This is a genomic window from Streptomyces sp. NPDC037271, assembly GCF_055603605.1.
The window spans coordinates 585,756-611,011 of record NZ_JBVJVN010000002.1 but is presented as its reverse complement, the minus strand read 5'-3'; the positions used below and the strand labels follow the sequence as shown (position 1 = coordinate 611,011).

Annotated in this window: 26 protein-coding genes; 15 read left to right on the top strand and 11 right to left on the bottom strand. The window is 71.8% G+C overall.

From position 1 onward, the window contains the following. The first annotated feature begins 151 nt into the window (after positions 1–151). Both ACZ7G3_RS07440 and ACZ7G3_RS07435 read left to right on the top strand, forming a co-directional pair. Entirely contained in the window at positions 152–817 is a 666-nt protein-coding gene (locus ACZ7G3_RS07440; RefSeq protein ID WP_426602356.1) for an IclR family transcriptional regulator, read from the top strand. A gap of 174 nt (positions 818–991) precedes the next feature. Further along, positions 992–1,771 carry a S16 family serine protease gene (locus tag ACZ7G3_RS07435; protein ID WP_426602357.1) on the top strand — a complete coding sequence of 260 codons (780 nt, stop codon included), beginning with the start codon at positions 992–994 and terminating at the stop codon, positions 1,769–1,771. A gap of 12 nt (positions 1,772–1,783) precedes the next feature. Here the strand turns inward: ACZ7G3_RS07435 and ACZ7G3_RS07430 are convergent, their stop codons facing one another. From ACZ7G3_RS07430 to ACZ7G3_RS07410, 5 genes are all read right to left on the bottom strand, one after another. Beyond that, positions 1,784–2,755: a glycine betaine ABC transporter substrate-binding protein gene (locus ACZ7G3_RS07430; RefSeq protein WP_470923879.1), complete on the bottom strand. Its 972-nt coding sequence runs from the start codon at positions 2,753–2,755 to the stop codon at positions 1,784–1,786. Beyond that, a complete protein-coding gene (locus ACZ7G3_RS07425) occupies positions 2,752–3,555 on the bottom strand; it encodes an ABC transporter permease (protein ID WP_470923996.1) in 804 nt (267 codons plus the stop codon). The genes ACZ7G3_RS07430 and ACZ7G3_RS07425 overlap by 4 nt, the downstream gene beginning before the upstream one ends. Before the next feature lie 131 nt (positions 3,556–3,686). After that, entirely contained in the window at positions 3,687–4,937 is a 1,251-nt protein-coding gene (locus ACZ7G3_RS07420) for a betaine/proline/choline family ABC transporter ATP-binding protein (RefSeq protein WP_426602359.1), read from the bottom strand. Positions 4,938–4,992: 55 nt separating this feature from the next. Further along, positions 4,993–5,640, bottom strand: a complete 648-nt coding sequence (locus ACZ7G3_RS07415; RefSeq protein WP_470923877.1) for an ABC transporter permease — start codon at positions 5,638–5,640, stop codon at positions 4,993–4,995. Positions 5,641–5,667: 27 nt separating this feature from the next. After that, on the bottom strand, positions 5,668–6,150 hold the full coding sequence (locus tag ACZ7G3_RS07410) for an Lrp/AsnC family transcriptional regulator (RefSeq protein ID WP_426602361.1): 483 nt from the start codon (positions 6,148–6,150) through the stop codon (positions 5,668–5,670). Between the two features lie 124 nt (positions 6,151–6,274). On the opposite strand from ACZ7G3_RS07410, the gene hppD reads away from it, so the two are divergent. Beyond that, positions 6,275–7,420 (top strand): 4-hydroxyphenylpyruvate dioxygenase, encoded by a 1,146-nt coding sequence (gene hppD / locus ACZ7G3_RS07405; RefSeq protein ID WP_470923875.1) that lies wholly within the window; start codon positions 6,275–6,277, stop codon positions 7,418–7,420. A gap of 23 nt (positions 7,421–7,443) precedes the next feature. On the opposite strand, the gene ACZ7G3_RS07400 is transcribed toward hppD, so the two are convergent. Beyond that, the gene (locus tag ACZ7G3_RS07400; RefSeq protein ID WP_470923873.1) at positions 7,444–8,838 is read right to left on the bottom strand and encodes a tetratricopeptide repeat protein; all 1,395 of its coding nucleotides are present in this window, start codon (positions 8,836–8,838) and stop codon (positions 7,444–7,446) included. Between the two features lie 98 nt (positions 8,839–8,936). Here ACZ7G3_RS07400 and ACZ7G3_RS07395 point away from each other — a divergent pair, with 98 nt between their 5' ends. After that, a complete protein-coding gene (locus ACZ7G3_RS07395; protein WP_470923871.1) occupies positions 8,937–10,445 on the top strand; it encodes an FAD-binding oxidoreductase in 1,509 nt (502 codons plus the stop codon). A gap of 48 nt (positions 10,446–10,493) precedes the next feature. Here the strand turns inward: ACZ7G3_RS07395 and ACZ7G3_RS07390 are convergent, their stop codons facing one another. After that, entirely contained in the window at positions 10,494–10,913 is a 420-nt protein-coding gene (locus ACZ7G3_RS07390) for an SsgA family sporulation/cell division regulator (protein ID WP_470923870.1), read from the bottom strand. 253 nt (positions 10,914–11,166) lie between these two features. Between ACZ7G3_RS07390 and ACZ7G3_RS07385 the strand changes: the two genes are divergently transcribed. Together ACZ7G3_RS07385 and ACZ7G3_RS07380 are read left to right on the top strand one after the other, a co-directional pair. Next, on the top strand, positions 11,167–12,894 hold the full coding sequence (locus ACZ7G3_RS07385; RefSeq protein WP_470923868.1) for an RDD family protein: 1,728 nt from the start codon (positions 11,167–11,169) through the stop codon (positions 12,892–12,894). 312 nt (positions 12,895–13,206) lie between these two features. Beyond that, complete coding sequence (locus tag ACZ7G3_RS07380; protein ID WP_470923866.1) at positions 13,207–13,977, top strand: RDD family protein; 771 nt, start codon at positions 13,207–13,209, stop codon at positions 13,975–13,977. Between the two features lie 16 nt (positions 13,978–13,993). On the opposite strand, the gene ACZ7G3_RS07375 is transcribed toward ACZ7G3_RS07380, so the two are convergent. Next, on the bottom strand, positions 13,994–14,278 hold the full coding sequence (locus tag ACZ7G3_RS07375; RefSeq protein ID WP_426601246.1) for a hypothetical protein: 285 nt from the start codon (positions 14,276–14,278) through the stop codon (positions 13,994–13,996). Between the two features lie 457 nt (positions 14,279–14,735). Between ACZ7G3_RS07375 and ACZ7G3_RS07370 the strand changes: the two genes are divergently transcribed. Then, on the top strand, positions 14,736–17,087 hold the full coding sequence (locus ACZ7G3_RS07370) for an immune inhibitor A domain-containing protein (protein WP_470923864.1): 2,352 nt from the start codon (positions 14,736–14,738) through the stop codon (positions 17,085–17,087). A 133-nt stretch (positions 17,088–17,220) separates the two neighbouring features. Continuing rightward, positions 17,221–17,562 carry a hypothetical protein gene (locus ACZ7G3_RS07365; protein ID WP_470923862.1) on the top strand — a complete coding sequence of 114 codons (342 nt, stop codon included), beginning with the start codon at positions 17,221–17,223 and terminating at the stop codon, positions 17,560–17,562. Between the two features lie 73 nt (positions 17,563–17,635). Here ACZ7G3_RS07365 and ACZ7G3_RS07360 read toward each other — a convergent pair whose 3' ends face one another. After that, positions 17,636–18,223 (bottom strand): nicotinamidase, encoded by a 588-nt coding sequence (locus ACZ7G3_RS07360; protein WP_426601243.1) that lies wholly within the window; start codon positions 18,221–18,223, stop codon positions 17,636–17,638. A 137-nt stretch (positions 18,224–18,360) separates the two neighbouring features. Further along, positions 18,361–19,716, bottom strand: coding sequence for a nicotinate phosphoribosyltransferase (locus tag ACZ7G3_RS07355; protein ID WP_426601242.1), 1,356 nt, complete (start codon positions 19,714–19,716; stop codon positions 18,361–18,363). Between the two features lie 178 nt (positions 19,717–19,894). Between ACZ7G3_RS07355 and clpS the strand changes: the two genes are divergently transcribed. The 7 genes from clpS (at position 19,895) to ACZ7G3_RS07320 (ending at position 24,758) form a co-directional block, all read left to right on the top strand. Next, positions 19,895–20,212 (top strand): ATP-dependent Clp protease adapter ClpS, encoded by a 318-nt coding sequence (gene clpS, locus ACZ7G3_RS07350; protein WP_073723603.1) that lies wholly within the window; start codon positions 19,895–19,897, stop codon positions 20,210–20,212. A 41-nt stretch (positions 20,213–20,253) separates the two neighbouring features. After that, complete coding sequence (locus tag ACZ7G3_RS07345; RefSeq protein ID WP_426601241.1) at positions 20,254–20,862, top strand: DUF2017 domain-containing protein; 609 nt, start codon at positions 20,254–20,256, stop codon at positions 20,860–20,862. A 382-nt stretch (positions 20,863–21,244) separates the two neighbouring features. Further along, positions 21,245–22,672 (top strand): amino acid permease, encoded by a 1,428-nt coding sequence (locus tag ACZ7G3_RS07340; protein WP_470923859.1) that lies wholly within the window; start codon positions 21,245–21,247, stop codon positions 22,670–22,672. Positions 22,673–22,816: 144 nt separating this feature from the next. Beyond that, complete coding sequence (locus ACZ7G3_RS07335) at positions 22,817–23,239, top strand: M67 family metallopeptidase (RefSeq protein ID WP_470923857.1); 423 nt, start codon at positions 22,817–22,819, stop codon at positions 23,237–23,239. Between the two features lie 79 nt (positions 23,240–23,318). Further along, entirely contained in the window at positions 23,319–23,414 is a 96-nt protein-coding gene (locus ACZ7G3_RS07330) for a putative leader peptide (RefSeq protein WP_310873142.1), read from the top strand. 99 nt (positions 23,415–23,513) lie between these two features. After that, on the top strand, positions 23,514–23,801 hold the full coding sequence (locus tag ACZ7G3_RS07325) for a MoaD/ThiS family protein (protein ID WP_426601238.1): 288 nt from the start codon (positions 23,514–23,516) through the stop codon (positions 23,799–23,801). 6 nt (positions 23,802–23,807) lie between these two features. Further along, the gene (locus tag ACZ7G3_RS07320; RefSeq protein ID WP_470923855.1) at positions 23,808–24,758 is read left to right on the top strand and encodes a PLP-dependent cysteine synthase family protein; all 951 of its coding nucleotides are present in this window, start codon (positions 23,808–23,810) and stop codon (positions 24,756–24,758) included. 43 nt (positions 24,759–24,801) lie between these two features. Here the strand turns inward: ACZ7G3_RS07320 and ACZ7G3_RS07315 are convergent, their stop codons facing one another. Further along, positions 24,802–25,242: a type II toxin-antitoxin system PemK/MazF family toxin gene (locus ACZ7G3_RS07315; RefSeq protein WP_470923994.1), complete on the bottom strand. Its 441-nt coding sequence runs from the start codon at positions 25,240–25,242 to the stop codon at positions 24,802–24,804. Between the last annotated feature and the right edge of the window lie 14 nt (positions 25,243–25,256).

Here is a 25,256-nt window from a genome sequence, read left to right as displayed (position 1 = left end):
CCGCCGCGGAGCGCAGCCGTGAAGCGACTGGGCCCGGGCACAAGGCCGGGCCGTCAGCCGATCGGCGGCCTCTGAAGCGCGTCACTGACGGGACTCGGTGACGCACCTACCGCGAGGGGGCCGCCGACCTCACCACTAAGGAGTGGGCGTCGTGACCGCGGAGACCTCTCAGACGCTCGACCGGGGACTGCGCGTCCTCAAACTGCTCGCCGATACGGACCACGGGCTGACCGTCACCGAGCTATCCCACAAACTGGGCGTGAACCGGACCGTTGTGTACCGGTTGCTCGCCACGCTGGAGCAGCACGCACTCGTACGCCGTGACCTGGGCGGACGCGCCCGGGTCGGGCTCGGCGTGCTGGGACTCGGCCGCCAGGTGCACCCGCTGGTGCGCGAGGCGGCGATGCCCGCGCTGCGCTCACTGGCCGAGGACATCGGGGCGACGGCCCATCTGACGCTGGTCGACGGGGCCGAGGCGCTGGCCGTGGCCGTCGTCGAGCCGACCTGGACGGACTACCACGTGGCCTACCGGGCGGGCTTCCGGCATCCACTGGAGCGGGGGGCCGCGGGCAAGGCGATCCTCTCCGCCCGGCAGCGGACGCAGGGGGCCGGTACCGGCGAGGCGGTGGACGGACCCGGGTTCACCCTCACCCACGGAGAGCTGGAGGCGGGCGCCTGCGGGGCCGCCGCACCGCTCCTCGGGGTGACGGGAGTGGAGGGCAGCGTGGGCGTGGTGATGCTGTCCGACGTGGTGCCGGAGCGGGTGGGGGCGCGGGTGATGGACGCGGCGCGCGAGGTGGCGGAGGCGTTGCGCTAGCAGCGCCCGTCGCGCGCGGTGGTACCCCGGTTCCAGCCGGGTCGCCCGGTCCGCCTGGAACGGTCTGCGTGCCCGGCCCGCGTGCCCGGCCCACGGGCGCGCCCGACCCGTCCTCGGCGCCGACGCACGGTGCCCGCACCCGGGGCGGCAGAAGCGTCGCGTTAGATTGACTCCGTGCTCTCTCGTCTCACGCGTCCCCAGGCCCTCGCCGTCTGTGCGCTGCCCGTCGTGGCAGTGCTCGCCGTCGCCGTGTTCGCGCCGTTGCCGTTCTCCGTGGCACAGCCGGGCCTGACGGCCGACGTGCTGGGGAAGAACCAGGGCGCGCCCGTGATCACGATCAAGGGCGCGCCGACGCACGACACGAGCGGCCAGCTGAGGATGACGACGATCGAGGCGACCGGCCCCGACGCCGACGTCCGCCTCGGCGACGTGGTCGACAGCTGGTTCGGCACCGAGCGCGCGGTCATGCCGCGCGACGCCGTCTACCCGAGCGGCGACGATGTCCAGGAGATCGAGGAGTACAACGAGGAGCAGATGAAGGAGTCCCAGGACGCGGCGACCACGGCCGCGTTGGCCTACCTGAAGCTCGACGCGTCGGACGTCGACGTCGAGCTGCGCCTCGAGGACGTCGGCGGTCCCAGCGCCGGCCTGCTGTTCTCCCTCGGCATCGTCGACAAGCTGCGCGCCGGCGACCTCACCGGCGGCAAGGTCATCGCCGGGACCGGCACGATCACCACCGGCGGCAAGGTCGGCGCCGTGGGCGGCGTGCCGCTGAAGACGCAGGCCGCGCGGCGGGACGGGGCCACCGTCTTCCTGGTGCCGAAGGCGGAGTGCTCCGACGCGCAGGCCGAGCTGCCGAAGGGGCTCCGCCTGATCCCGGTCACCACCCTGAAGGGGGCGGTCGACTCGCTCGAGGCCCTGCGGACGGGCAGGGGCGAGGTCCCGGCCTGCTGAGGCGGGCGCCGCTCAGTTCTCCTTCACGAAGCCCTTCTCGGTCATCCAGTCCAGCGCCACGTGGTGCGGGTCCTCGCCGTCCACGTCGACCCTCGCGTTCAGGGTCTGCGCGACGTCGTTGGTCAGCGCCTCGGTGACCGGGTCCAGGACGGACCGGATCGCCGGCCACTTCTCCAGGGTCTCGGTCCTGACCATGGGCGCCGCGTTGTAGTTCGGGAAGAACTTCTTGTCGTCCTCCATCACCACCAGGTTCATGGACTTGATCCGCCCGTCGGTGGTGAACACCTCGCCGTAGGTGCAGGCGCCCTTCGCGGTCTGCGTGTAGATGATGCCGGTGTCCATCTGCGTGATGTTCCCGGCCGGGACGTCCATGCCGTACGCCTTCTCCAGCCCCGGCAGCCCGTCCGCGCGGTTGGCGAACTCGCCCTCCACGCACAGCGTCACCGCGCCGGGGTCGGACTCCGACAGCTCGGCGACCTCCGACAGCGTGTTCGTGCCGTACTTCCCGTGGTTGGCCCGGTTCATCGCCAGCGCGTAGGTGTTGTTCATCGGCGCCGGCGGCAGCCACGTCAGCCCGTTCTCCGCGTCGGCGTCGCGGACCGCCTCCCACTGCCGCCGCGGGTCGGGAATCGGCCTGGTGTGGCCCAGGTACGTGATCCAGGCGGTGCCCGTGTACTCGTACGTGGCGTCGGCGTCGCCGTTCTCGACCGCCGCGCGGGTGCCGACGGAGCCCTGGATGCCGGTGCGGTCGAGCACCTCCGCGCCGGCCGCCTCGAAGGCGATGCCCATGATCGCGCCGAGGATCAGCTGCTCGGTGAACTCCTTGGAGGTGACGGTGAGGTCGGCGCCCTCCAGCGGCCGGCCCTTGCCGATGGTGCCGGGCCCGACGTCGTCGACCATGGGGGAGCCGCTGGTCAGGCCGCAGCCCGCGGCGGCCCCGACCAGGATCGAGGCGGCCAGCAGCACACACGTACGCCGTCTCATGTCCCCGCCTCCAGCCCGCGCGGGCGCAGCAGCAGTTCGGCGAGCGAGGCCAGCCAGTCCACCAGCAGCGCCAGGGCCACGGTGAGGACCGAGCCCAGCACCAGCACCGGCATGCGCTGGCTGGTGATACCGGTGGTGATCAGCACCCCGAGGCCGCCGCCCCCGCCGAAGGTCGCCAGGGTCGCCGTACCGACGTTCAGCACGAGGGCCGTGCGCACGCCGGCCAGGATCAGCGGCACGGCCAGCGGCAGTTCCACCCGGGTGAGCACGCCCAGCGGGGACATGCCGATGCCGCGGGCCGCCTCCAGCAGCGTGGGGTCGTTCGCCTTCAGGCCCGCGATCGTGTTGGAGAGCACGGGCAGGACGGCGTAGATGATGATGCCGATCAGGGCGGCGCGGCGGCCGATGCCCAGCCAGATCACCAGCAGCGCCAGCAGGCCGATCGCCGGGGTCGCCTGCCCCATGTTGGCGAAGGCCATCGCCACCGGCGTGGCCTTCCGGAACGCCCGGCGGGTGAGCAGGACGCCCAGCGGGATGGCGATGACCAGCACGAAGAAGGTGGAGATCACGGTCAGCTGGACGTGCTGCCACAGGGCCTTGGTGACCTGGCCGTCCGACAGGGCGTTCTCGCTCAGCGCGTCCAGGTCGGCCTGCCGGAACCACAGCCAGGTGGCCAGCAGCAGGGCGACCAGGACCGCGGGCAGGAAGGTCAGCTTCCGCCAGCCGACCCGCCGCCTCGTCGCGGCCGGTGACGGCGGGCGCGGCTCGTACTCCGCCTCGCCCTCGTCCCGGTAGGCGATCCCCCTGACCTCGAGCTCGCCCTCGGGCCGCCGGCCGGACGACGGGCCGCGGGACGAGCCCCGGGAGGGGCCGGAGGGGCCGGAGGGGCCGGAGGATCCGGAGGGACCGGAGGGTCCGGAAGAAGAGGTGCTCACGCCTTGGTCCCGTCCCCTCCGAAGCCCTCCTGCTCGGCATGGGTCTGGTCGGCCCGGGCCTCCTCCAGGTCGTGCTGGTGCTCCAGCGCGTCCAGCCGGTCGGCCTCCAGCAGCTCGTGCACGGAGTTCATCAGCGTCTCCATGTCGACGACACCCTCGTACTGGCCGCGCCGCCCGGTGACCGCGACCCGCCCCGCGTTGTCGGTGAGCACCGCCTCCAGCGCGTCCCGCAGCGTCGCGTCCCCGGTCACCGTGTCGTGCACCAGCGTCCCGGCCCGCGCCAGCGAACCCTTGGCCCGCATCAGGTCACCGCGCCTGAGCCACTTGTACGGCCGCCCGCGTCGGTCGAGGAGCAGGATCTCGTTGGTGCCGGCCGCCCGGAGCCGGTCGAAGATGTGCTGGAGCGGGTCCTCCACGGTCACCGTCGGGTAGTCGGTGACCCCCACGTCCCGCACGCGGGTCAGGTTCAGCCGCTTCAGCGCCGCCCCGGCGCCCACGAAACCGGAGACGAAGTCGTCCGCCGGGTTGGTGAGGATGGCCTCCGGGGTGTCGAACTGCGCGATGTGGGAGCGCTCGCGCAGTACGGCGATCCGGTCGCCCAGTTTGATCGCCTCGTCGAAGTCGTGGGTGACGAACACGATCGTCTTGTGCAGCTCGCGCTGGAGCCGGATCAGCTCGTCCTGGAGGTGGTCCCGGGTGATCGGGTCCACCGCGCCGAACGGCTCGTCCATCAGCAGCACCGGCGGATCGGCCGCCAGCGCCCGCGCCACGCCCACCCGCTGCTGCTGGCCGCCGGACAGCTGGCGCGGATAGCGGCCGTGGAACTCCCCGGCGTCCAGCCCCACCAGGTCGAGCATCTCCTCCACCCGCGACCGGATCCGCGCCTTCGACCAGCCGATCATCTTCGGCACCAGCGCGATGTTCTGGGCGACGGTCATGTGCGGGAAGAGACCGGACGCCTGGATCGCGTAGCCGACCTTGCGGCGCAGCTTCACCGGGTCGATGTCGGTGACGTCCTCGCCGTTGATGCGGATGCGTCCTCCGCTGGGCTCGATCAGCCGGTTGATCATCTTCAGGGTGGTGGACTTCCCGCACCCCGAGGGGCCGACGAAGATCACCGTCTCGCCCGCCCCGATCTCCATCGACACGTTGTCGACGGCCGGCTGCGGGTTGCCGGGGTAGCGCTTGGTGAGGCAGTCCAGCTCGATGGTCGCCCCGGTGGTGGCGCCCTGACTGTTCCCGGACATGGATCCTCCTGCCTCGGGCCTGGATCCCCCTGTCCCGGACATGGACCCTCCTGTCTCAGACACGGATCCCCCTGGGAATGGTCAGCCGTCCGAGCAGGACGTACGCGGCGTCGAACAGCAGCGCCAGGACGATGATCCCGAGCGTGCCCGCGAGGACCTGGTTGAGCGCGTTCTTGCTGCCCAGCGAGGCGATCCCGCGGAAGATCTCGTTGCCGAGCCCCGGGCCGGAGGCGTAGGCGGCGATCGCGGCGATGCCCATCAGCATCTGCGTCGAGACCCGGATCCCGGTGAGGATCGGCGGCCAGGCCAGCGGCAGCTCCACCTTCAGCAGCCGGGCCGGACGCGACATCCCGATGCCCTTGGCCGCGTCCACCAGCGCCGGGTCGACCCCGCGCAGACCGACGATCGCGTTGCGCACGATGGGCAGCAGCCCGTACAGGACCAGCGCGGTCACCGTCGGCGGCACACCGAGGCCCACCACCGGGATGAGCAGGCCGATCATGGCCAGCGACGGGATGGTCAGGATGGTCGACGTGGTCAGGGTCGCCAGGTTCCCCGCCCACTCGCTGCGGTAGGTGGCGACGCCGATCAGCACTCCGAGCAGCGTCGCGACGACCATGCACTGGAACACCGCGCTGGCGTGCTGGTAGGCGTCGGTGAGCAGCTGCTGGTGGCGGCTGCCCAGGAACTCCCAGAAGTTCACGTGCGCTCACCTCCGGGTCGGCCGGTCTCAGTCGTTGCTGCCGTTGTCGCGGGCCGCCTGCTCCACCAGCGGGATGATCCGCAGCGGAACGGGGTTCTCCATGACGATCGCCGTGGCGGCCCGGACGATGCCATCAAAACCGACGACCCGGTCGATCACCCGCTGGAGATCGGCGTTCGAGCGGGCCACCAGCCGGCACAGCATGTCCCCCGTGCCGGTGGTGGTGTGCAGCTCCAGCACCTCCGGCACGGTCGCCAAGTGGGCCCGTACGTCGGCCCCTTGGCCCTGCCGGATCTCCAGCGTCGCGAACGCGGTCACCGGGTAGCCGAGCGCCGCCGGGTCCACCTCGGGACCGAATCCGCGGATGACTCCGTTCGACTGAAGCCGGTCGAGGCGCGCCTGCGCGGTGCCGCGCGCCACCCCGAGTCGCCGGGACATCTCCAGTACCCCGATCCGCGGTTCCCGCGCCAGCAGCCCGATGATCCGCCCGTCCAGTCGGTCGATCGCCATTCCCGTCCCCCTCGGCTGGTCATCCTGTACAGATCGCCCGCCCTCACCGGCGTGTCACTGGGCAGGTTGCCCAGTGAACGCGCGAACTATTGCGCACCTTGCAGACGCGGGGGACGCTGCGGCTATGACGCAGACCACACACCACACTCCCGACACCGCCCGGCAGGCCGACCCCTTCCCGGTCAAGGGAATGGACGCGGTCGTCTTCGCCGTGGGCAACGCCAAGCAGGCGGCGCACTACTACTCCACCGCCTTCGGCATGCGGCTGGTCGCCTACTCCGGACCGGAGAACGGCAGCCGCGAGACCGCGAGCTACGTCCTGGAGAACGGCTCCGCCCGCTTCGTCCTCACCTCCGTCATCAAGCCGGCCACCGAGTGGGGCGAGTTCCTCACCCGGCACGTGGCCGAGCACGGCGACGGCGTCGTCGACCTCGCCATCGAGGTCCCGGACGCGCGCGCCGCCCACGCCTACGCCGTCGAGCACGGCGCCCGCTCGCTCGCCGAGCCGTACGAGGTCAAGGACGAGCACGGCACCGTCGTCCTCGCCGCCATCGCCACGTACGGCGAGACCCGCCACACCCTCGTCGAGCGCACCGGCTACGACGGCCCCTACCTGCCCGGCTACGCCGCCGCCGAGCCGATGGTCGAGCCGCCCGCGCACCGCACCTTCCAGGCCGTGGACCACTGCGTCGGCAACGTCGAACTCGGCCGCATGAACGAATGGGTCGGCTTCTACAACAAGGTCATGGGCTTCACGAACATGAAGGAGTTCGTGGGCGACGACATCGCCACCGAGTACAGCGCGCTGATGTCCAAGGTCGTCGCCGACGGCACCCTCAAGGTCAAGTTCCCGATCAACGAGCCCGCCGTCGCCAAGAAGAAGTCCCAGATCGACGAGTACCTGGAGTTCTACGGCGGCGCGGGCGTCCAGCACATCGCGCTGAACACCAACGACATCGTCCAGACCGTGCGCACGATGAAGGCGAACGGCGTCCGGTTCCTGGACACGCCCGACTCGTACTACGACACGCTCGGCGAGTGGGCGGGCGAGACGCGCGTCCCCGTCGAGACGCTGCGCGAGCTGAAGATCCTCGTCGACCGCGACGAGGACGGCTACCTGCTGCAGATCTTCACCAAGCCGGTCCAGGACCGCCCGACCGTCTTCTTCGAGCTCATCGAACGGCACGGCTCGATGGGCTTCGGCAAGGGCAACTTCAAGGCCCTGTTCGAGGCGATCGAACGCGAGCAGGCCAAGCGCGGCAACCTCTGACATCAGCTCTGCGAAGGCAGAGCTCAGGCGGGCGGGTCCTCCACGGAGGGCTCGCCCAGCTCCGCCAGCGCCCGCTCCGCCTCGGGCGCCCACAGCGGCGAGAAGTACGGGTTGATCATCAGCGCCTCCCGCAGATGCCGCCGCGCGGGCCCGTACCGCCCCAGCTCCTTCTCGATCACCCCCCGGTGGAACACGTACAGCGCGCTGCGCACCCCGCCGCCCTTGTCGCCGTCCGTCGCGATCGTCGCGAACTCCAGCGCCTCCCCGTGCTCACCGGCCCGGTGCAGCGCCCAGCCCAGCGCGTCGGCCACCGCGGTCCCCGGCTGCCGCCCCCACTCGGTCCGCAGCCTCCGCACCGCCGACGCCGGGTCCCCGTGGTCCGCCTCGAACCGGCCCAGCACCAGCTGCTCGTCGCCCCCGGCCGCCTCGGCCGCCCGCACCCGCTCCCGCAGCAGGTCGTACTGGACCCGCGCGGCCTGCCCGAGGCCCAGCGACTCGTACAGCTCGCCCAGCTCCAGGGCGTACTCCGGACCGGGACGCTTGACGAGCGCCGCCTGGTACGCCGACAGCGCGTCCGTCGTCCGGCCCAGCGCCGCCAGCGCCCGCCCCTGCCCGGCCTGCGCGGCCCGCTGGTCGGGGTCGGTGCGCAGCGCCTCCTGGAAGAACCGCAGCGCCTCCTGGCGGTCCCCGCGCTCGAAAGCCAGCCGCCCCGCCTGCTCCAGATACGCCGCCCGCTCGGCCGGTGTCCCGGCGGCCGCCGCCGCGTCCGAGATCCGGGCCGCCGCGTCCTCCCGCCAGCCCCGGTCCCGGTAGACCGCCGCGGCCCGCGCGCCCACGGCGGGCGTGTCCGGACGCAGCTCCAGCACCTTGTCCAGGGCCCGCCCCACGCCCTCCTGGTCGCCGAGCCCCGTGTACGCGTCGATCAGCACCGCGTGCGCCGTCCACCGCTTCGGCGCCGCCTTCACCGCGCTCTCCCCCCACTTCTTCGCCGCCGGGAAGTCCCGCCGCGCCACCGCCAGCGCCGCCAGCCCCTCCAGGGCCTGCGGATTGCGCTCCGCCCCGACCTTCAGCGAGGTGCGCAGCGCCTTCTCGGCCTTCGGCCAGTTCGCGGTGTCCGCCGTCCGGCGGCCCCGCTCGACGTACGCCGCTCCCAGCACCGCCCACGACGACCCGTCCAGCGGATGCGCCCGCAGATGCTTCTCCCGGTCGCCGATCAGCACCGCCAGGTCCCCCAGCGCGGCCGGCGCGCCCGTGGTCACCGCGCCCCGCGCCAGCGCCGCCGGCCCCGGCGCGGGCGGGGGCGCGTCACCCGCGCCCCGGGGCAGCAGCACCAGGACCCCGCCGAGTACGGCCGCCCCGGCGCCGGAGGCGATCAGCACCCGGCGGCGGCGGGCTCGCCGCCCGTGTTCGATCTGCATGACGCCTACTGTGCGCCCATACGACAAGCACACTCGGGCTTGCGGAGGATGCCGTCGACGGGGTTCACACCGATGGCCCCGAGTGCCAACCTGTGATCATGAGCCGTATCGAAGCGCCTCGCGACGAAGACGACGCAGCCACGGCGGAACCGGCCACGGCGGAACCGGCCGCGACGGACCCGGCGACGGTGGACCCGGCGACGGTAGACCCGGCGACGGCGGATCAGGCCGCCGTGGTCTCCGGCACGCTCGTCGACCGGCTGCTCGCCGGCCTCCCCGCGGAGGCCGTCCTCACCGACCCCGACGTCACCGCCTCCTACGCCAACGACATGGCGAGCTTCTGCCCGGCCGGCGCCCCCGCCGTGGTCGTCCTGCCGCGCACCGTGGAGGACGTCCAGCACGTCATGCGCACCGCCACCGAGCTGCGCGTCCCCGTCGTCCCGCAGGGCGCCCGCACCGGCCTGTCCGGCGCGGCCAACGCCACCGACGGCTGCGTCGTGCTCTCCCTGACCAGGATGGACCGCATCCTGGAGATCAACCCGGTCGACCGCGTCGCCGTCGTCGAACCGGGCGTCGTCAACGCCACCCTCTCCCGCGCGGTGAACGAACACGGCCTGTACTACCCTCCCGACCCCTCCAGCTGGGAGACGTGCACCATCGGCGGCAACATCGGCACCGCCTCCGGCGGCCTGTGCTGCGTCAAGTACGGGGTGACCGCCGAGTACGTCCTCGGCCTCGACGTCGTCCTCGCCGACGGCCGCCTGATGTCCACCGGCCGCCGCACCGCCAAGGGCGTCGCCGGGTACGACCTCACCCGCCTGTTCGTCGGCTCCGAGGGCTCCCTCGGCATCGTCGTGCGGGCCGTCCTCGCCCTGCGCCCCAAGCCGCCCGAGCAGCTGGTGCTGGCCGCCGAGTTCGCCTCCGCGTCCGACGCCTGCGACGCGATCTGCCGGATCATGGAGGGCGGGCACGTGCCGTCCCTCCTCGAACTGATGGACCGTACGACCGTCAAGGCGGTCAACGACCTCGCCCACATGGGTCTGCCGGAGACCACCGAGGCGCTGCTGCTGGCCGCCTTCGACACCGCCGACCCGGCCGCCGACCTCGCCGCCGTCGGCGCGCTGTGCGAGGCCGCCGGTGCCACGCAGGTGGTCCCCGCCGACGACGCGGCCGAGTCCGAACTCCTCCTCCAGGCCCGCCGCCTGTCCCTCACCGCCCTCGAAGCCGTCAAGGGCACGACGATGATCGACGACGTGTGCGTGCCCCGCTCGCGGCTCGGCGACATGCTGGAGGGCATCGAACGCGTCGCGGCGAAGTACGGCCTCACCATCGGCGTCTGCGCCCACGCGGGCGACGGCAACACCCACCCCACCGTCTGCTTCGACGCCGCGGACCCCGACGAGTCCCGGCGCGCCCGCGAGTCCTTCGACGAGATCATGGCCCTCGGCCTGGAACTCGGCGGCACCATCACCGGCGAGCACGGCGTGGGCGTCCTGAAGAAGGAGTGGCTGGCACGGGAGATCGGCCCGGTGGGCCTGGAGATGCAGCGGTCGGTCAAGCAGGCCTTCGACCCGCTGGGCATCCTCAACCCCGGCAAGCTCTTCTGAGACGCGGCGAGCCGCTCCGGCGCGGTGTTCCGTGTGCCGTGCCGCCCCTCACCGGGCGAGCAGCTCGGCCAGCCCGTCGTCGATGCCGGACTGCCCGTCCTCGGTGCCCGGCGGCACCGCCCGCAGGGTCCGCTCCAGCCAGGCCGACACCTGTGCCGTGGGCGCCTCCAGGAGGGCGTCCCCGTCGGGGCTGCTCAGCGCGATCAGCACGACGCCGCGGCCCTGAGCCTTGGACGGCCACACCCGCACGTCCCCGTGCCCGCACGGCCGGAACACCCCCTCCACCAGCAGGTCGCGGGCGAACGTCCAGCGCACCGGCCGCACCGAGCCGAGGTGGAAGGTGATGTGGACGGCGTACGGGTCGTCGGTGTGGTAGCCGAGCAGGGCCGGTACCGGGACGCCGCGCTCGGGCGACAGGATGAGCCGCAGCTCCAGCTCGCGTTCCACGACGGTCGGGTGGGGGCGCATGGCCGGGGTGTCCTCTCTCGTACGGGTCCGCACGGGCCGCCTGGAGCGGGCCCGCACGAGTGAGAGCGGCGGGGGCCGCGAGCGTTACGCGGGTTCGCGGAACTTTTCTCCCACCTCTGTCCCCGGAGTGAAGATCCATGCACGAGGTTGCCCGGAAAGGGGTGGGTCCTGCGGGACCGGCGGTGCGGATTGCGCCCGTCTGATAGATGTTGAGCCCCCATATCAACCCCCGAGCAGATACGGGACGACGGACATGAGCGCCCCAACCCCGGCCCCCGGCGACGACAGGCCCCGCGAAGGGTATTACCCGGACCCGTCCATTCCTGGATATGTCCGGTACTGGAACGGCGCCTCCTGGGTGCCGGGCACGAGCCGGCCCGCCCCCAAGGACGGCGAGCCGCTCGCGCCTCCGCCCGGCGTGCGGCACTCCGTCGAGGAGACCGGCCCGCACTTCTTCGACGAGGACCCGGTCAGGGACCCGCCCGCCGCCGCGTCCCCGCACGGCAGCCGCCCGGAACCCGCGACGGCCTGGGGCGCCGACCGCTCCCACCAGTCCGGCTTCGCCGGTGACCCGAACCAGCGCGTCGCCTGGCCGGGCCCCGCCCAGGGCACGGACCCGAGGGTCCCGCACGCCCGGGGTGCGGGAACGGCCGGGGGAGCGGCGGCCGAGGCCGGTCCCGCCGCCGCGGGCGGCATCCCCGGTGCGAGGACCGGCGGCGGCGCTCGGGACGGACAGGCCCCCGGGGGGCGGCACGCCGGTGCCGACGCCGGCAACGGTTCCGGTGCCGGTGCGCAGGCGCCGAGCGGCGCCCGGTCCGGCGCCGCGGGTCCCGCGGGCGGTGACCGGCCTGCCGACGCCGGATCCGCCGAGGGCCGGCCCGCGCGGGTCGAGGACGCCCGTGCCGCGCGGGCGGACGCCTCGGCGGGGGCCGCGTCCGCGGGCGGGGCGGAGGAGGCCGGGTCGGGCAGTACCTTCGTCTTCCGGCGCCCGACGGCAGGGGGCCAGGGCGCCCCGGCCCCGGACGGCGCAGGCGACGACGGCACCATGACCTTCCGCGCGCTCTCCTCGCGCGCCGACGCCGCGGGCGGCTCCGGCTCCGGCCGCGGTTCCGGCCCCGGCTTCGGTGCCGGGAAGGCCGCCGCCGGCCGAGCCGCCGCGCAACCCCCGGCGGCCGCCACCCCCACGGCCCTCTCCGGCCCGCAGCAGACTGGAGGCCCCACCGGCCCCACCGGCCCCACCGGCCCGACCGGCCAGGGCAGTCCGGTCGGGCCGGTCGGCTCGGCCCTCCCGCACCAGGCCGCCGCCGTGCCGCAGCCGGCCGCCTCGCCCCAGCAGCCCGCCGCCTCCGCCCCGGTCGCGTCCGGACCCGGTGGAGGGCAGTCCTCCTGGGCGCAGCAGGTGCACCGGCTCGCGGGCGCCGGTGGTGACGAGCAGCCCGTCGCGCCCTGGAAACCGCCGGTCGAGGACGTGTTCCAGGCTGCCGCCCGGCGCCAGGCGGCGGCCCGCCCCGCCGGGCTCGGCAAGCGCCTGGCCGCCCGGCTGATCGACACCGTCGTCCTCGCGTGCGTCACCGCGGCGGCCGCCGTACCCCTCGGTGTCAAGGGGATCGACCACGTCAACGACAAGATCGACGAGGCGAAGCTCTCCGGCGAGACCGTCACGGTGTGGCTGCTCGACGGCACGACGTCCGTGTACCTGGGCATCGTGCTCGCCGTCCTGCTGCTCTTCGGCGTCGTCTACGAGGCGCTGCCCACCGCCAAGTGGGGCCGGACCCTGGGCAAGAAGCTGCTCGGCCTGGAGGTACGGGACATCGAGGCCCACGAGCCCCCGTCCTTCGGCGCGGCCCTGCGCCGCTGGCTGGTCTACAGCGTCCCCGGCCTCCTGGCCGTCGGTGTGGTCGGCGTCGCCTGGTGCCTGTTCGACCGCCCGTGGCACCAGTGCTGGCACGACAAGGCGGCCCGCACCTTCGTAGCCGGCTGACCCGGGGGCCGACGCCGCCCCCGGCCGCGCATGGCACGCACCGGCCGTGCGGCGGCCCGCACTGCCGCTCGGCCGGCGCGGCAGTGGTGGGCCCGGCGGCGAACGCCCGTCTCGGCCGCCCGCCCCGACGCGTCACCGCCGCAGACACGCGCCGCCTGCGGCCCGCGGCTCACCCTGCCCCGGCCCGCGCCCTCCAGCCCGTGTCACGCGGCCCGTGCCGCCGCCCGTCCCGGCGCCGCCGCCGGAGGCGCCCGTACTCCGGACGGCGGCTCGCCGGGTGCGCCGCCCGGGGGTTCGCGGTCGACTCGGGCCATGAGCAGCGAACCGCCCCCCGGCTCCGGCGGGCAGCCGCCGGAAGACGACCCGTTCAGGAAGCGCCCCTCGTCCCCCGGGCCGGACCCCGGCCCCGGCGGGGGCGGGACGGGATCGCCGTACGACAACCCGCCCCCGCACGGCGGCGCCGGCCAGCCCCCGCCGTACGGCGGCAGCGCGCCCCCGCCTCCCGGGAGCGGCGGTCCCTACGGTGCTCCGCCTCCTGGCGGCGGCGGTCCCTACGGTGCTCCGCCTCCCGGCGGCGGCCCCTACGGCGGTGATCCGTACGGTGGCGGTTCCTACCCCACCGATCCGCTGGCCGGCATGGCTCCGCTCGCCGACAGCGCGAAGCGCACACTCGCCCGGATCATCGACATGATCCTCGTGGGCATCGTGGTCTGGTTGCTCAGCTGGGCCTTCAACGTCCAGGAGTACCAGGTGGACGGCGAGAACATCTCGGTCGGCAACTCCTTCTGGCAGTCCCTGATCGCCGCGGTGCTCTACATCGCCTACGACACTTACATGACCGCCAAGACGGGTCAGACCCTCGGCAAGAAGTGGCTCGGACTGCGGGTGGCCAACCTGGACGACGGCGCCACACCCTCGGTGCAGACGTCACTGATCCGCGCCTTGGTGCTGTGGGTCCCGTTCGCCTTCTGCTGCGCCTGTGTCTGGACGGTCATCGCCGGTGGCTGGAGCTTCTTCGACCGGCCCTACAAGCAGGGCCTGCACGACAAGGCTGCCAAGACGGTGGTGGTCAGTGCCCGTTGAGGTCCCGGTAAAGGTGTCAGGCGGCGCGGCCTCGGGCCGGCTCGCCCGCGCCCGCGGAGACCCGTGCCGCCGGCACCGGTTCCTGGGCAGCGGCCGGCCTGCTCGCCGGCACGGTGGTCACCCTCCGCGTCCCGGGCCGGGGCACCGTCATGGCGACCAACAGCCCGAGGGCCAGCGCCGCGACGGCGATGACGGCGATTCCGGGGCCCGAACTCGTCTGTGACAGCAGCAGCATGGCGAGCGTCGAGATGATCACCGTGCACGAACCGTAGGCGAACTGTGAGGCAGTCGGACGGGGCATGGCCATCGTGTCCTCGGAAGACAATCTGGGGTGTGACGGGTCGTCGGCCTGGCATTCCGCCGGCTCCCGGGCATTCCGCCAAGCGACTCTAACCCGCTGTGTGCCCGAGTGGAACCGGCAGTAAGCGTGACCTAACCGACAGGGCCGATGCACAGGGGGCGCACGGATTCATGGCGTCCGGGAAGTGGACGGTCTCGCGCGCCCGTCGGGGGACGCCACGACGGCCACGCCGACGGTCCGAGGCGGCCACGACGGCCATGTCGGTCACGGTTCGGTGTCCGTAAAGCGAACGCCGACTCCGCATAGTGCACTTGTCCTGCGCAAGTCAAGGGCTGTCTTTTCCGGTGAACCTCTAGTCAAATGTCGTCACTTGACTACACGCGTTGATCACGTGTGCGCGGACCTGCCCTGTCCTTGTCCCCCCATCCGCGCGCGTGCACGCGGGGGAGGAACTCAAGTGACCAGCAGATCCTGGACGTTCAGAACGGCGGCGACCACCGTCGCACTCGCCGCCGCCACCGCCACGCTCTCCGCGGCCGGCGTGGCGCAGGCGGACTCGCCCGCCCGGCCGGAGGCCGTGGACCGCCACGACCCGCATCCCGCGAAGGGCATGCACTCCCATGACCTCAAGGGCCCCATGAGTGACACTCAGGAGGCCCAGCGCGAGGAGGCGCTGAACCAGGTCATATCCGGCAAGGCCTCGGTGAAGAAGAAGGACGGCTCCAACGTCGTCCAGCTCAAGAGCAAAAAGGGCGACGCCAAGTACGTCGAGCTGGGCCGGGAGAAGACCGACAAGATCTTCACCATCCTGGTCGAGTTCGGCGACAAGGTGGACAGCCGCTACGGCGGCGACCCGGGCCCGCTGCACAACCGGATAGCCAAGCCGGACCGCACGACGGACAACTCCACGGCCTGGAAGGCCGACTACGACCAGCAGCACTTCCAGGACCTGTACTTCGGTTCCGGCAAGGGCGTCAACTCGGTCAAGACGTACTACGAGAAGCAGTCCTCCGGTCGCTACTCGGTCGAGGGCGAGGTCTCCGACTGGGTCAAGGTCCCCTACAACGAGGCCCGCTACGGCAACAACGACTGCGGCGACACCAACTGCCCGAGTGTGTGGAACGTCGTCAGCGACGGCCTGACCGCCTGGGTCGAGCAGCAGAAGGCGGCCGGCCGCACCGACGCCCAGATCAAGGCGGACGTCGCCCGCTTCGACGAGTGGGACCGCTACGACTTCGACGGCGACGGCGACTTCAACGAGCCCGACGGCTACATCGACCACTTCCAGATCGTGCACGCCGGCGAGGACGAGTCCGCGGGCGGCGGCGCCCAGGGCACCGACGCGATCTGGGCCCACCGCTGGTACGCCTTCGGCACCGACGCCGGTGCCACCGGCCCGGGCGACAACAAGCTCGGCGGCGCGCAGATCGGCTCCACCGGCGTCTGGGTCGGCGACTACACCATCCAGCCGGAGAACGGCGGACTCGGCGTCTACGCCCACGAGTACGGCCACGACCTCGGCCTGCCGGACCACTACGACACGGCCGGCGGCGACAACTCCACCGGCTTCTGGACGCTGATGTCGTCCGGCTCGTGGCTGGGCACCGGACGCAACGAGATCGGCGACCTCCCCGGCGACATGACCGCCTGGGACAAGCTCCAGCTGGGCTGGCTGAACTACGACACCGCCAAGGCGGGCGTCAACTCCTGGCACAAGCTGGGCGTCGCCGAGTACAACACCAAGCACAAGCAGGCGCTGGTCGTCGAGCTGCCGAAGAAGGCGGTCACCACCGAGATCGTCACCCCCGCCGAGGGCCAGACCCAGTGGTGGAGCGGCAGCGGTGACAACCTGAAGAACACGCTCGCCCGCGGCGTCGACCTGACCGGAAGGACGTCGGCCTCCCTCACCCTCGACGGCTGGTACGACATCGAGGCCAACTACGACTACCTCTACGCCGAGGTGTCCACCGACGGCGGCGCCAACTGGGCCGCCCTGGACGGCACCTTCGACGGCCGGCCGATCGAGCGCGACGGCAGCGGCAAGCCGGCCCTGAGCGCCACCGTCGAGGCCTACGGCAAGCTCGCCTACCCGCTGGACGCGTACGCCGGGAAGAAGATCGACCTGCGCTTCCGCTACCAGACCGACGGCGGCGTGGCCCAGAAGGGCTTCGCGGCCGACGCGATCACGGTGACGGCCGACGGCGAGACGCTCTTCTCCGACAACGCCGAGAGCGCGGACGCCGCCTGGACGGCCGACGGCTTCACCCGCGTCGGCGCGTCCTTCACCAAGGACTACGCGCAGTACTACATCGCCGAGAACCGGCAGTACGTGTCGTACGACAAGACGCTGAAGACCGGCCCGTACAACTTCGGCTTCACGTCGCGCCCGAACTGGGTGGAGCACTACGCGTACCAGAACGGCCTGCTGATCTGGAAGTGGGACACCTCCCAGGCGGACAACAACACCAGCCAGCACCCGGGCACCGGCCTGCTCCTCCCGGTCGACTCCCACCCGACCGCGCTGAAGTACTCCGACGGCACGCTGATGCGCAACCGCGTCCAGACGTACGACGCGCCGTTCAGCCGCTACCGCACGGACGGCATGACCCTGCACAAGGGCGACGTGGCGACCTGGATCCCCGGCTCCAAGGGAGTGCCGGTCTTCAACGACCGCACCAACGACTACTACGACGAGTCGAACCCGACCGGCGGTGTCAGGATCACTGACACCAACACGAAGATCGAGATCCTCAAGGAGGCCAAGAACGGCTCGACGATCGAGCTCGAGGTCGGTCCTGCGGGCAGGTAAATAGCATCTGCCCAGGTCAAGGCATGATCGGCGGTGGCCCCTGGCGGGTCGCCGCCGATCCGTGTTTAGGTGCGTCCTGTGGTTCTCTTACTGACACCCGCACCGACGCCGGCTGACACGGGGGTATGACCGCATGGCCGCAGGAGGCTTCTGCAAGCTGCCGAACGGCACGGTGGTGGTGGCACTGAACCTGCCGAGCCCCGCCGCCCCCGAGGGCAGCGTGCGCGTCCTCGTCCACGCGCTCAACCGGGCGCGCGCCCTGACCAGGCTGCGCAACCTGGGCCTGCGCGCGGTCTACCTGCGGGGCAACGCCGCACCGCCGACCCCGGACGAGGTCACGGCGGTCCTGCACCATCCGGACGGCCTCATATGGCGCACGGCGCCGGTGGCCGGCGCCTTGGGCGGTCCGGACCTGGTCCAGGAGCTGTGGCACCCCATCCGGGCCCTGATCAGACGCCCGACGGCCCAGAAGTGAGGCGAACCGCCCCAGGGCGCGGGACGGGCGCCGGGGCAGCGCACGCGCGGCGGCGGACGCCCGGCGGCGCCCGCTACTGGACGACCGGCTTCCCGGACAGCTCCACTCCCGCCTCCCGCAGTTCCTCCAGCGCCCGCTCGGTGGTCTCCGCGGCCACCCCGGCGGTCAGGTCGAGCAGCACCTGCGTACGGAAGCCCTCGCGCGCGGCGTCCAGGGCGGTGGCCCGTACGCAGTGGTCGGTGGCGATGCCCACGACGTCGACCTCGTCGATCTTCCGGGTCCGCAGCCAGTCGCCGAGGGACGTGCCGTTCTCGTCGGTGCCCTCGAAGCCGCTGTAGGCCGCCGCGTACGCCCCCTTGTCGAAGACGGCGTCTATCGCGCCGGAGGCCACGGCGGGGGCGAAGTTCGGGTGGAAGCCGACGCCCTCGGTGCCGGCGACGCAGTGCGCCGGCCAGGAGTGGACGTAGTCGGGGTTGTCGGCGAAGTGGCCGCCCGGTGCGACGTGGTGGTCGCGGGTGGCCACGACGTGGCGGTAGCCGGCGGGCGCCTGCCCGATCAGCTCGGTGATGGCGGCGGCCACGTCGGCACCGCCGGACACCGCGAGGCTGCCTCCCTCGCAGAAGTCGTTCTGCACGTCTACGACGATCAAGGCGCGGCGCATGGTCGGTGTCCTTCGGCTGGGGCGACTGTGGGGCGGGGGAGAGGTCGTGTGGAGGGGATGTGGAGGAAGGGGGAGGGACGGGGGAGATGCCGGGGATCGGGGGACAGCGGGCGCGCCCCGTATCGGGGGCACCAGCTTTAGCTACCCGAGCCCCCGTGCACGTACTCCGTCGGAATGACGGGTTCCCCTCGGGAGAGCTGGGTGGCGGACAGCGGGAGGTTGGCGCGGGCGGCCGCGTGCCGGTCCCGGGCGGCGTCCAGCGGCTCACGGGCCACGACCTCACCGCCCTTGACCAGCTCGACGAGAAGCTGCCGGCCGGCGAGGTCGGCGGGCACCGGTCCGGTGCCGACCACCTCGGCCTCGGCGTAGCCGTGGGCGTCCAGCCGCCGGGCGGCCCACTTGCGTCCGCCGACCGAGGTCTTGCCGCCGCTGGACTTCTTCGCCACCGGCACCAGCGGCGCTCCCTCGCCGGTGGAACCGCCGGACTCGGCGCGGGCGACCAGCTTGTAGACCATCGAGGCCGTCGGGTGCCCGGACCCGGTCACCAGCTGGGTGCCGACGCCGTACGCGTCCACGGGCGCCGCCGCCAGCGAGGCGATGGCGTACTCGTCCAGGTCCGAGGTGACGACTATCTTCGTCTCCGTGGCGCCGAGCTCGTCCAGCTGCTGCCGCACCCGGTGGGCGACCAGCAGCAGGTCGCCGGAGTCGATGCGCACGGCGCCCAGCTCGGGCCCGGCGATCTCCACGGCCGTACGGACGGCCTCGGCGACGTCGTAGGTGTCCACCAGCAGCGTGGTGTCCCGGCCGAGCGCGTCCACCTGGGCCCGGAAGGCGTCGCGCTCGTTGTCGTGGAGCAGGGTGAAGGCGTGGGCGGAGGTGCCGACGGTGGGGATGTTGTAGCGGAAGCCGGCGGCCAGGTCGGAGGTGGTCGCGAAGCCGCCGACGTAGGCGGCGCGGGCGGCGGCCACCGCGGCCAGCTCGTGGGTGCGGCGGGCGCCCATCTCGATCAGCGGGCGGTCCCCGGCGGCCGAGGACATCCGGGAGGCGGCGGCGGCGATCGCCGAGTCGTGGTTGAGGATGGAGAGGATCACCGTCTCCAGCAGCACGCACTCGCCGAAGGTCCCCTCTACCCGCATGATCGGCGAGCCCGGGAAGTACACCTCGCCCTCGGGGTAGCCCCAGATGTCGCCGCTGAAGCGGTACCCGGCGAGCCAGTCCAGGGTCTGCTCGTCGACGATGCCCCGCTCGCGCAGGAAGCGCAGGACGCCCGCGTCGAAGCGGAAGTTCTCCACCGCGTCCAGCACCCGCCCGGTGCCCGCCACGACGCCGTAACGGCGCCCGTCGGGAAGCCGGCGGGTGAACACCTCGAAGACGCTCCGCCGCTCGGCCGTACCCGCCCGCAGGGCGGCTCGGAGCATGGTCAGCTCGTACTGGTCCGTGAAGAGCGCCGTCGAGGGAACGTCCACCGGCAGCCCAAGGTCCGCTACGTCCACCGAACTCTCCTAGCTATGGCTTTCCGGGCACCCCCGAGCAGGCCGGGGGCCCGGGGGCTGTCCCCCGGCGTGTGCAGCATGACCGGGATCGTACCCCCATTTCGTCAGTCTGACGATTTGTGGGAGCGTGGTGCCGGCCACAGGCCCGTTTGTGCGAGTGCCCCCCTGTGGTGGCAGCATGGGCCATGTGACGGCAGCCGCACCCATGGAGATCGAGAAGACCGAGTCGGCGGAGGAGGTCTTCGCCGTACCCGAGCCCGACGTGCCCTGGGTGACGATCGTCCACAACGATCCCGTCAACCTCATGAGCTACGTGACGTACGTCTTCCAGTCGTACTTCGGCTACTCGAAGGACAAGGCCACCAAGCTCATGATGGACGTCCATCACAAGGGCCGGGCGGTCGTCTCCAGTGGCTCCCGCGAGGAGATGGAACGGGATGTGCAGGCCATGCACGGCTACGGCCTGTGGGCCACCCTCCAGCAGGACCGGAAATGACCCACGCCCGCCCGCAGGACGGAAGTAGCTGAATCACCTCCATGCCAGGACAGTTCGAACCGCTCCCCGGCGGCGGCGCGGCCGTCGCCCTCGACGACGTCGAGATCTCCATCATCCGGTCCCTGGCCGTGCAGCTCCTGGAGCTGATCGGCCCCGGCCCCGCCGAGGACGCCTCCGACGACCCGCTCGCCGAGCTCTTCGCCGAGGGCCCGAGCGAGCCGCCCTCCGACCCGGTGCTGCGGCGCCTGTTCCCGGACGCCTACGGCGACCCCGAGGGCACCCCGCAGGCCAGGGAGGCCGAGGAGCAGCGGGCGCACTCCGCCGAGTTCCGCCGCTACACCGAGAACGACCTCAGGGCCGGCAAGCGGGAGAACGCGCTCGCGGTGATCCGCACCCTGGACGCCCTCTCCTCGGCGGCCGCGGGCGAGGAAGGGGCGGTGCTGAAGCTGTCGGCCGAGGAGTCCCGGCAGTGGCTGAGCGCCCTGAACGACCTGCGCCTCGCGATCGGCTCCCGGCTGGAGATCGCCGACGAGCACGACACCGACCTGCTCTACCGGCTCCCGGACGAGGACCCCCGCAAGCCGATGGTGATGGCCTACCTGTGGCTCGGCGGACTCCAGGAGACGCTCGTCGCGACCCTGATGCCCTGATGCCCTGATGCCCTGAACGGGACGGTACGTCCGCGTTCCGCGCACGCGGGGACGACACCGCTCAGCGGAGATTCAAATCCGGATAACGATCCCGTCGAACCGGCGCCCTTTTTTGCACCGCAGGGGCGCCCTTTGTCTGCTTCTGTCCGTGTGACACGTCACAGTCCGCCCCTGTGATCAGTGACGCCACCGTGGTAAATCTTCACGACCGCCCGGCGAACACCACCCGAATGTTCGACCGGGTGCGCCACCGAGCCGGCGGACCGCCGGCCAGGCACCGAGCGGGACGTGAGGCCCGCTCAGCTCCATCATCCGGGGGGATCGAGACCCGATCCGAGGCCGAGTCGAGGCCCGGGTCGGCATGGAGAAAGGCGCATCACACATGACCTCTGCGCAGGTCGACACGGAGAAGGCCCCCGAAGAGGGCTACGAGCGCGGACTCAACAGCCGCCAGGTCCAGATGATCGCGATCGGCGGCGCCATCGGCGTCGGCCTCTTCCTCGGCGCCGGGGCGAACATCGCCAAGGCCGGCCCCAGCATCATCCTCATGTACGCCCTCGCGGGCGTGATCATCTTCTTCATCATGCGGGCCCTCGGCGAGCTCCTGCTCTACCGCCCCGTCTCCGGCTCCTTCGCCGAGTACTCGCGCGAGTTCCTCGGTCCCTTCTTCGGGTACTTCACCGGCTGGACGTACTGGCTGATGTGGGTGGTCACCGGCATGGCGGAACTCACCGCCGCCGCCATCTACATCCACTACTGGTTCCCCGACATCCCGCAGTGGGTGTCCGCCCTCGTCTTCCTGGTCCTGCTGTTCGTGGCCAACCTGATCTCGGTGAAGCTGTTCGGCGAGATCGAGTTCTGGTTCTCGATGGTCAAGGTCACCGCCATCATCGGCATGATCGTGATCGGCATCGGCGTGCTCACCCTCGGCTTCAGCCAGGCCGGCGACACCGCCGCCGTCTCCAACCTGTGGGCCTTCGACGGCTTCTTCCCCAAGGGCATCGGCTCCTCCCTGATGACCCTCCAGGGCGTCATGTTCGCCTACCTCGCCGTCGAACTGGTCGGCGTCACCGCCGGCGAGTCGGAGAACCCGGAGAAGACCCTCCCCAAGGCGATCAACACCCTGCCCTGGCGCATCGCCCTCTTCTACGTCGGCGCCCTCACCGTCATCCTGGCCGTGGTCAAGTGGACCGAGTTCGCCGAGGGCGTCAGCCCCTTCGTGGAGGCCTTCACCGTCATCGGCATCCCGGCCGGCGCCGGCATCGTCAACTTCGTCGTCCTCACCGCCGCCCTGTCGTCCTGCAACTCCGGTATGTACTCCACGGGCCGCATGCTGCGCACCCTCGCGGACAACGGCGAGGCCCCGAGGATCTTCAACAAACTGTCGTCGACCAAGACCCCGGCCATCGGCATCGGCGTCTCGGTGGTCTTCATGGGCATCGGCGTCGTACTGAACTACGTCGTCCCCGAGAAGGCCTTCGGCTACGTCACCTCCATCGCCACCGCCGCCGGCATCTGGACGTGGCTGATGATCCTGATCAGCCACGTCCTCTACCGCCGCAAGGTCGTCGCGGGCCGCCTGCCCGCCTCCTCCTTCCCCGCCCCGGGCGGCTCGGTCTGCTCCTACATCGCCATCGCCTTCCTCCTCTTCGTCACCTGCCTCATCGCCTACGACGCCGACGCCCGCGTCTGCCTGTACGTGATGGCCGGCTGGGCCGCCGCCCTCGGCATCGGCTGGGCGGTGCTCAAGGCCCGCAACCCGGAGATCACCGACCGGCCCGGCGAGCCGGAGCTCGAAAAGATCGGCTGACCAGCGCGTTCACGCGCACCCAGGACGTCCGGCAACCGGGAACCCTCGCGGTGTCCCCGACCGCCACCGCTCAAGACGTCCGGCATATGGACCGGTCCGTACCACCCACCGGTACGGACCGGTCCTTCTGCTTATGCTGGCCGCATGCTGACCATCACACAGGCCCTGTACGACCAGATCGTCGCCCACGCGCGCGAGGACCACCCCGACGAGGCGTGCGGCGTGGTGGCCGGTCCCGTGGGCGAGGGCCGCCCCGAGCGGTTCATCCCGATGCTCAACGCCGCCCGCTCGCCGACCTTCTACGAGTTCGACTCGCAGGACCTGCTCAAGCTCTACCGGGAGATGGACGACCGCGACGAGGAGCCGGTGATCATCTACCACTCCCACACCGCAACCGAGGCCCACCCCTCCCGCACCGACATCACCTACGCCAACGAGCCCGGAGCCCACTACGTCCTGGTCTCCACGGCGGACACCGACAGCGCCGGCGAATTCCAGTTCCGGTCGTTCCGGATCCTGGACGGAGAGGTGACGGAGGAGGAGGTCAAGGTCGTGAACGCCTACTGATACCGCATGGCGGACGGAATGAGTCCATCACGTGAGATCACACTCCGAAAGCCGGACCGGGAATCGATACGATGAGCCCATGGTTCTTCTCGACGTGAGCGAAAAGGCGCCGGGCACGCTGCTCGTGGCACGCCTGCACGTCGACCTGTGCAGGCTGAACAGCGCCATCTGTTGATCTCCGCTGCCGCCGTACGGCCGTGAGCCGCGGCGGGCTGCCGCGCGCCACCGCGCGCCCCACCGAACCCACGACACCTTCCGACAGGAGCCCTCAGCCATGGCCATCGAGGTCCGCATCCCGACCATCCTCCGCCAGTACACCGACGGCCAGAAGGCCGTGGAGGGCACCGGGGACACCCTCGCCCAGCTCTTCGCCGACCTCGAGACCCGGCACACGGGCATCCAGGACCGACTCATCGACAAGGCGAACGGGGACCAGCTCCGCCGCTTCGTCAACGTCTACCTGAACGACGAGGACGTCCGCTTCCTCGACGGCATCGACACCAAGCTGACCGACGGCGACAGCATCACGATCCTGCCGGCCGTCGCCGGCGGTATGGCCTGATCGGCGATGCGCTACGACTCCCCGCTGGCCGCGGTGGGCAACACCCCCCTGGTGCGCCTGCCGCGGCTCTCGCCGTCCGACGACGTCCGCGTATGGGCCAAGCTGGAGGACCGCAACCCGACCGGCTCGATCAAGGACCGCCCCGCGCTCCACATGATCGAGCAGGCCGAGAAGGACGGCCGCCTCACCAAGGGCTGCACGATCCTCGAACCGACCAGCGGCAACACCGGCATCTCGCTCGCCATGGCCGCCAAGCTCAAGGGCTACCGCATCGTCTGCGTCATGCCCGAGAACACCTCGCAGGAGCGTCGCGACCTGCTCGCCATGTGGGGCGCGGAGATCATCTCCTCGCCGGCCGCGGGCGGCTCCAACACCGCCGTACGGGTCGCCAAGGAACTCTCCGCCGAGCACCCCGACTGGGTGATGCTCTACCAGTACGGCAACCCCGACAACGCCGGCGCCCACTACGCCGGCACCGGCCCGGAGATCCTCGCCGACCTGCCCTCCGTCACCCACTTCGTGGCCGGCCTCGGCACCACCGGCACCCTCATGGGCGTCGGCCGCTACCTGCGCGAGAACAAGCCGGACGTGAAGATCGTCGCCGCCGAACCGCGCTACGACGACCTGGTCTACGGCCTGCGCAACCTCGACGAGGGCTTCGTACCCGAGCTGTACGACGCCTCCGTGCTCACCACCCGCTTCTCGGTCGGCTCCGCCGACGCGGTCACCCGCACCCGCGAGCTCCTCCAGCAGGAGGGCATCTTCGCGGGCGTCTCCACCGGCGCCGCCCTGCACGCCGCGATCGGCGTCGGCAACAAGGCGGTGAAGGCCGGCGAGAGCGCGGACATCGTGTTCGTCGTCGCCGACGGCGGCTGGAAGTACCTCTCCACCGGCGTCTACACGGCAGCCACCACCGAGGAAGCCATCGACACCCTCCAGGGCCAGCTCTGGGCCTGACGGGGCTCGCCGGGATTCCCCACGACGTTCCGCACGACGTTCCCTACGACGCGAGGTGACGGACCTGGTCCCACAGGGCCGGGTCCACCACACCCACCCGGCGCCGGAAGTCCCCCAGGGGAACCTCCCGCAACTCGTCCGTCTCCAGGAAGCTCGTCCGCCCCCGCGCGTCTCCGACCGAGCCCGGCGGCAGCGTGACCACCCCGGCCCGCTCGTCCCGGTACCGGCTGGTGATCTTCGCGACCAGCACCCGCCGCCCGCGCACCGAAAGCACCAGACACGGCCGGTCCTTCGCACCGTCACGGTCCTCGTACGGCACGTTCGCCCACCAGATCTCCGCCGGCCGCGGCCGCGCCGCCCGCCCCCTCGGCCCCGGGGGGGGGGCGGGGGGGGGGGGGGGGGTTGCCATGAGGGGGGGGGGGCGGGGGCCCGCCCAACAGCCCCGCGAGAAAGGGGAGAGAGAGGGAGATCCGAACCAAGCCAGGGAGAAGAACACAC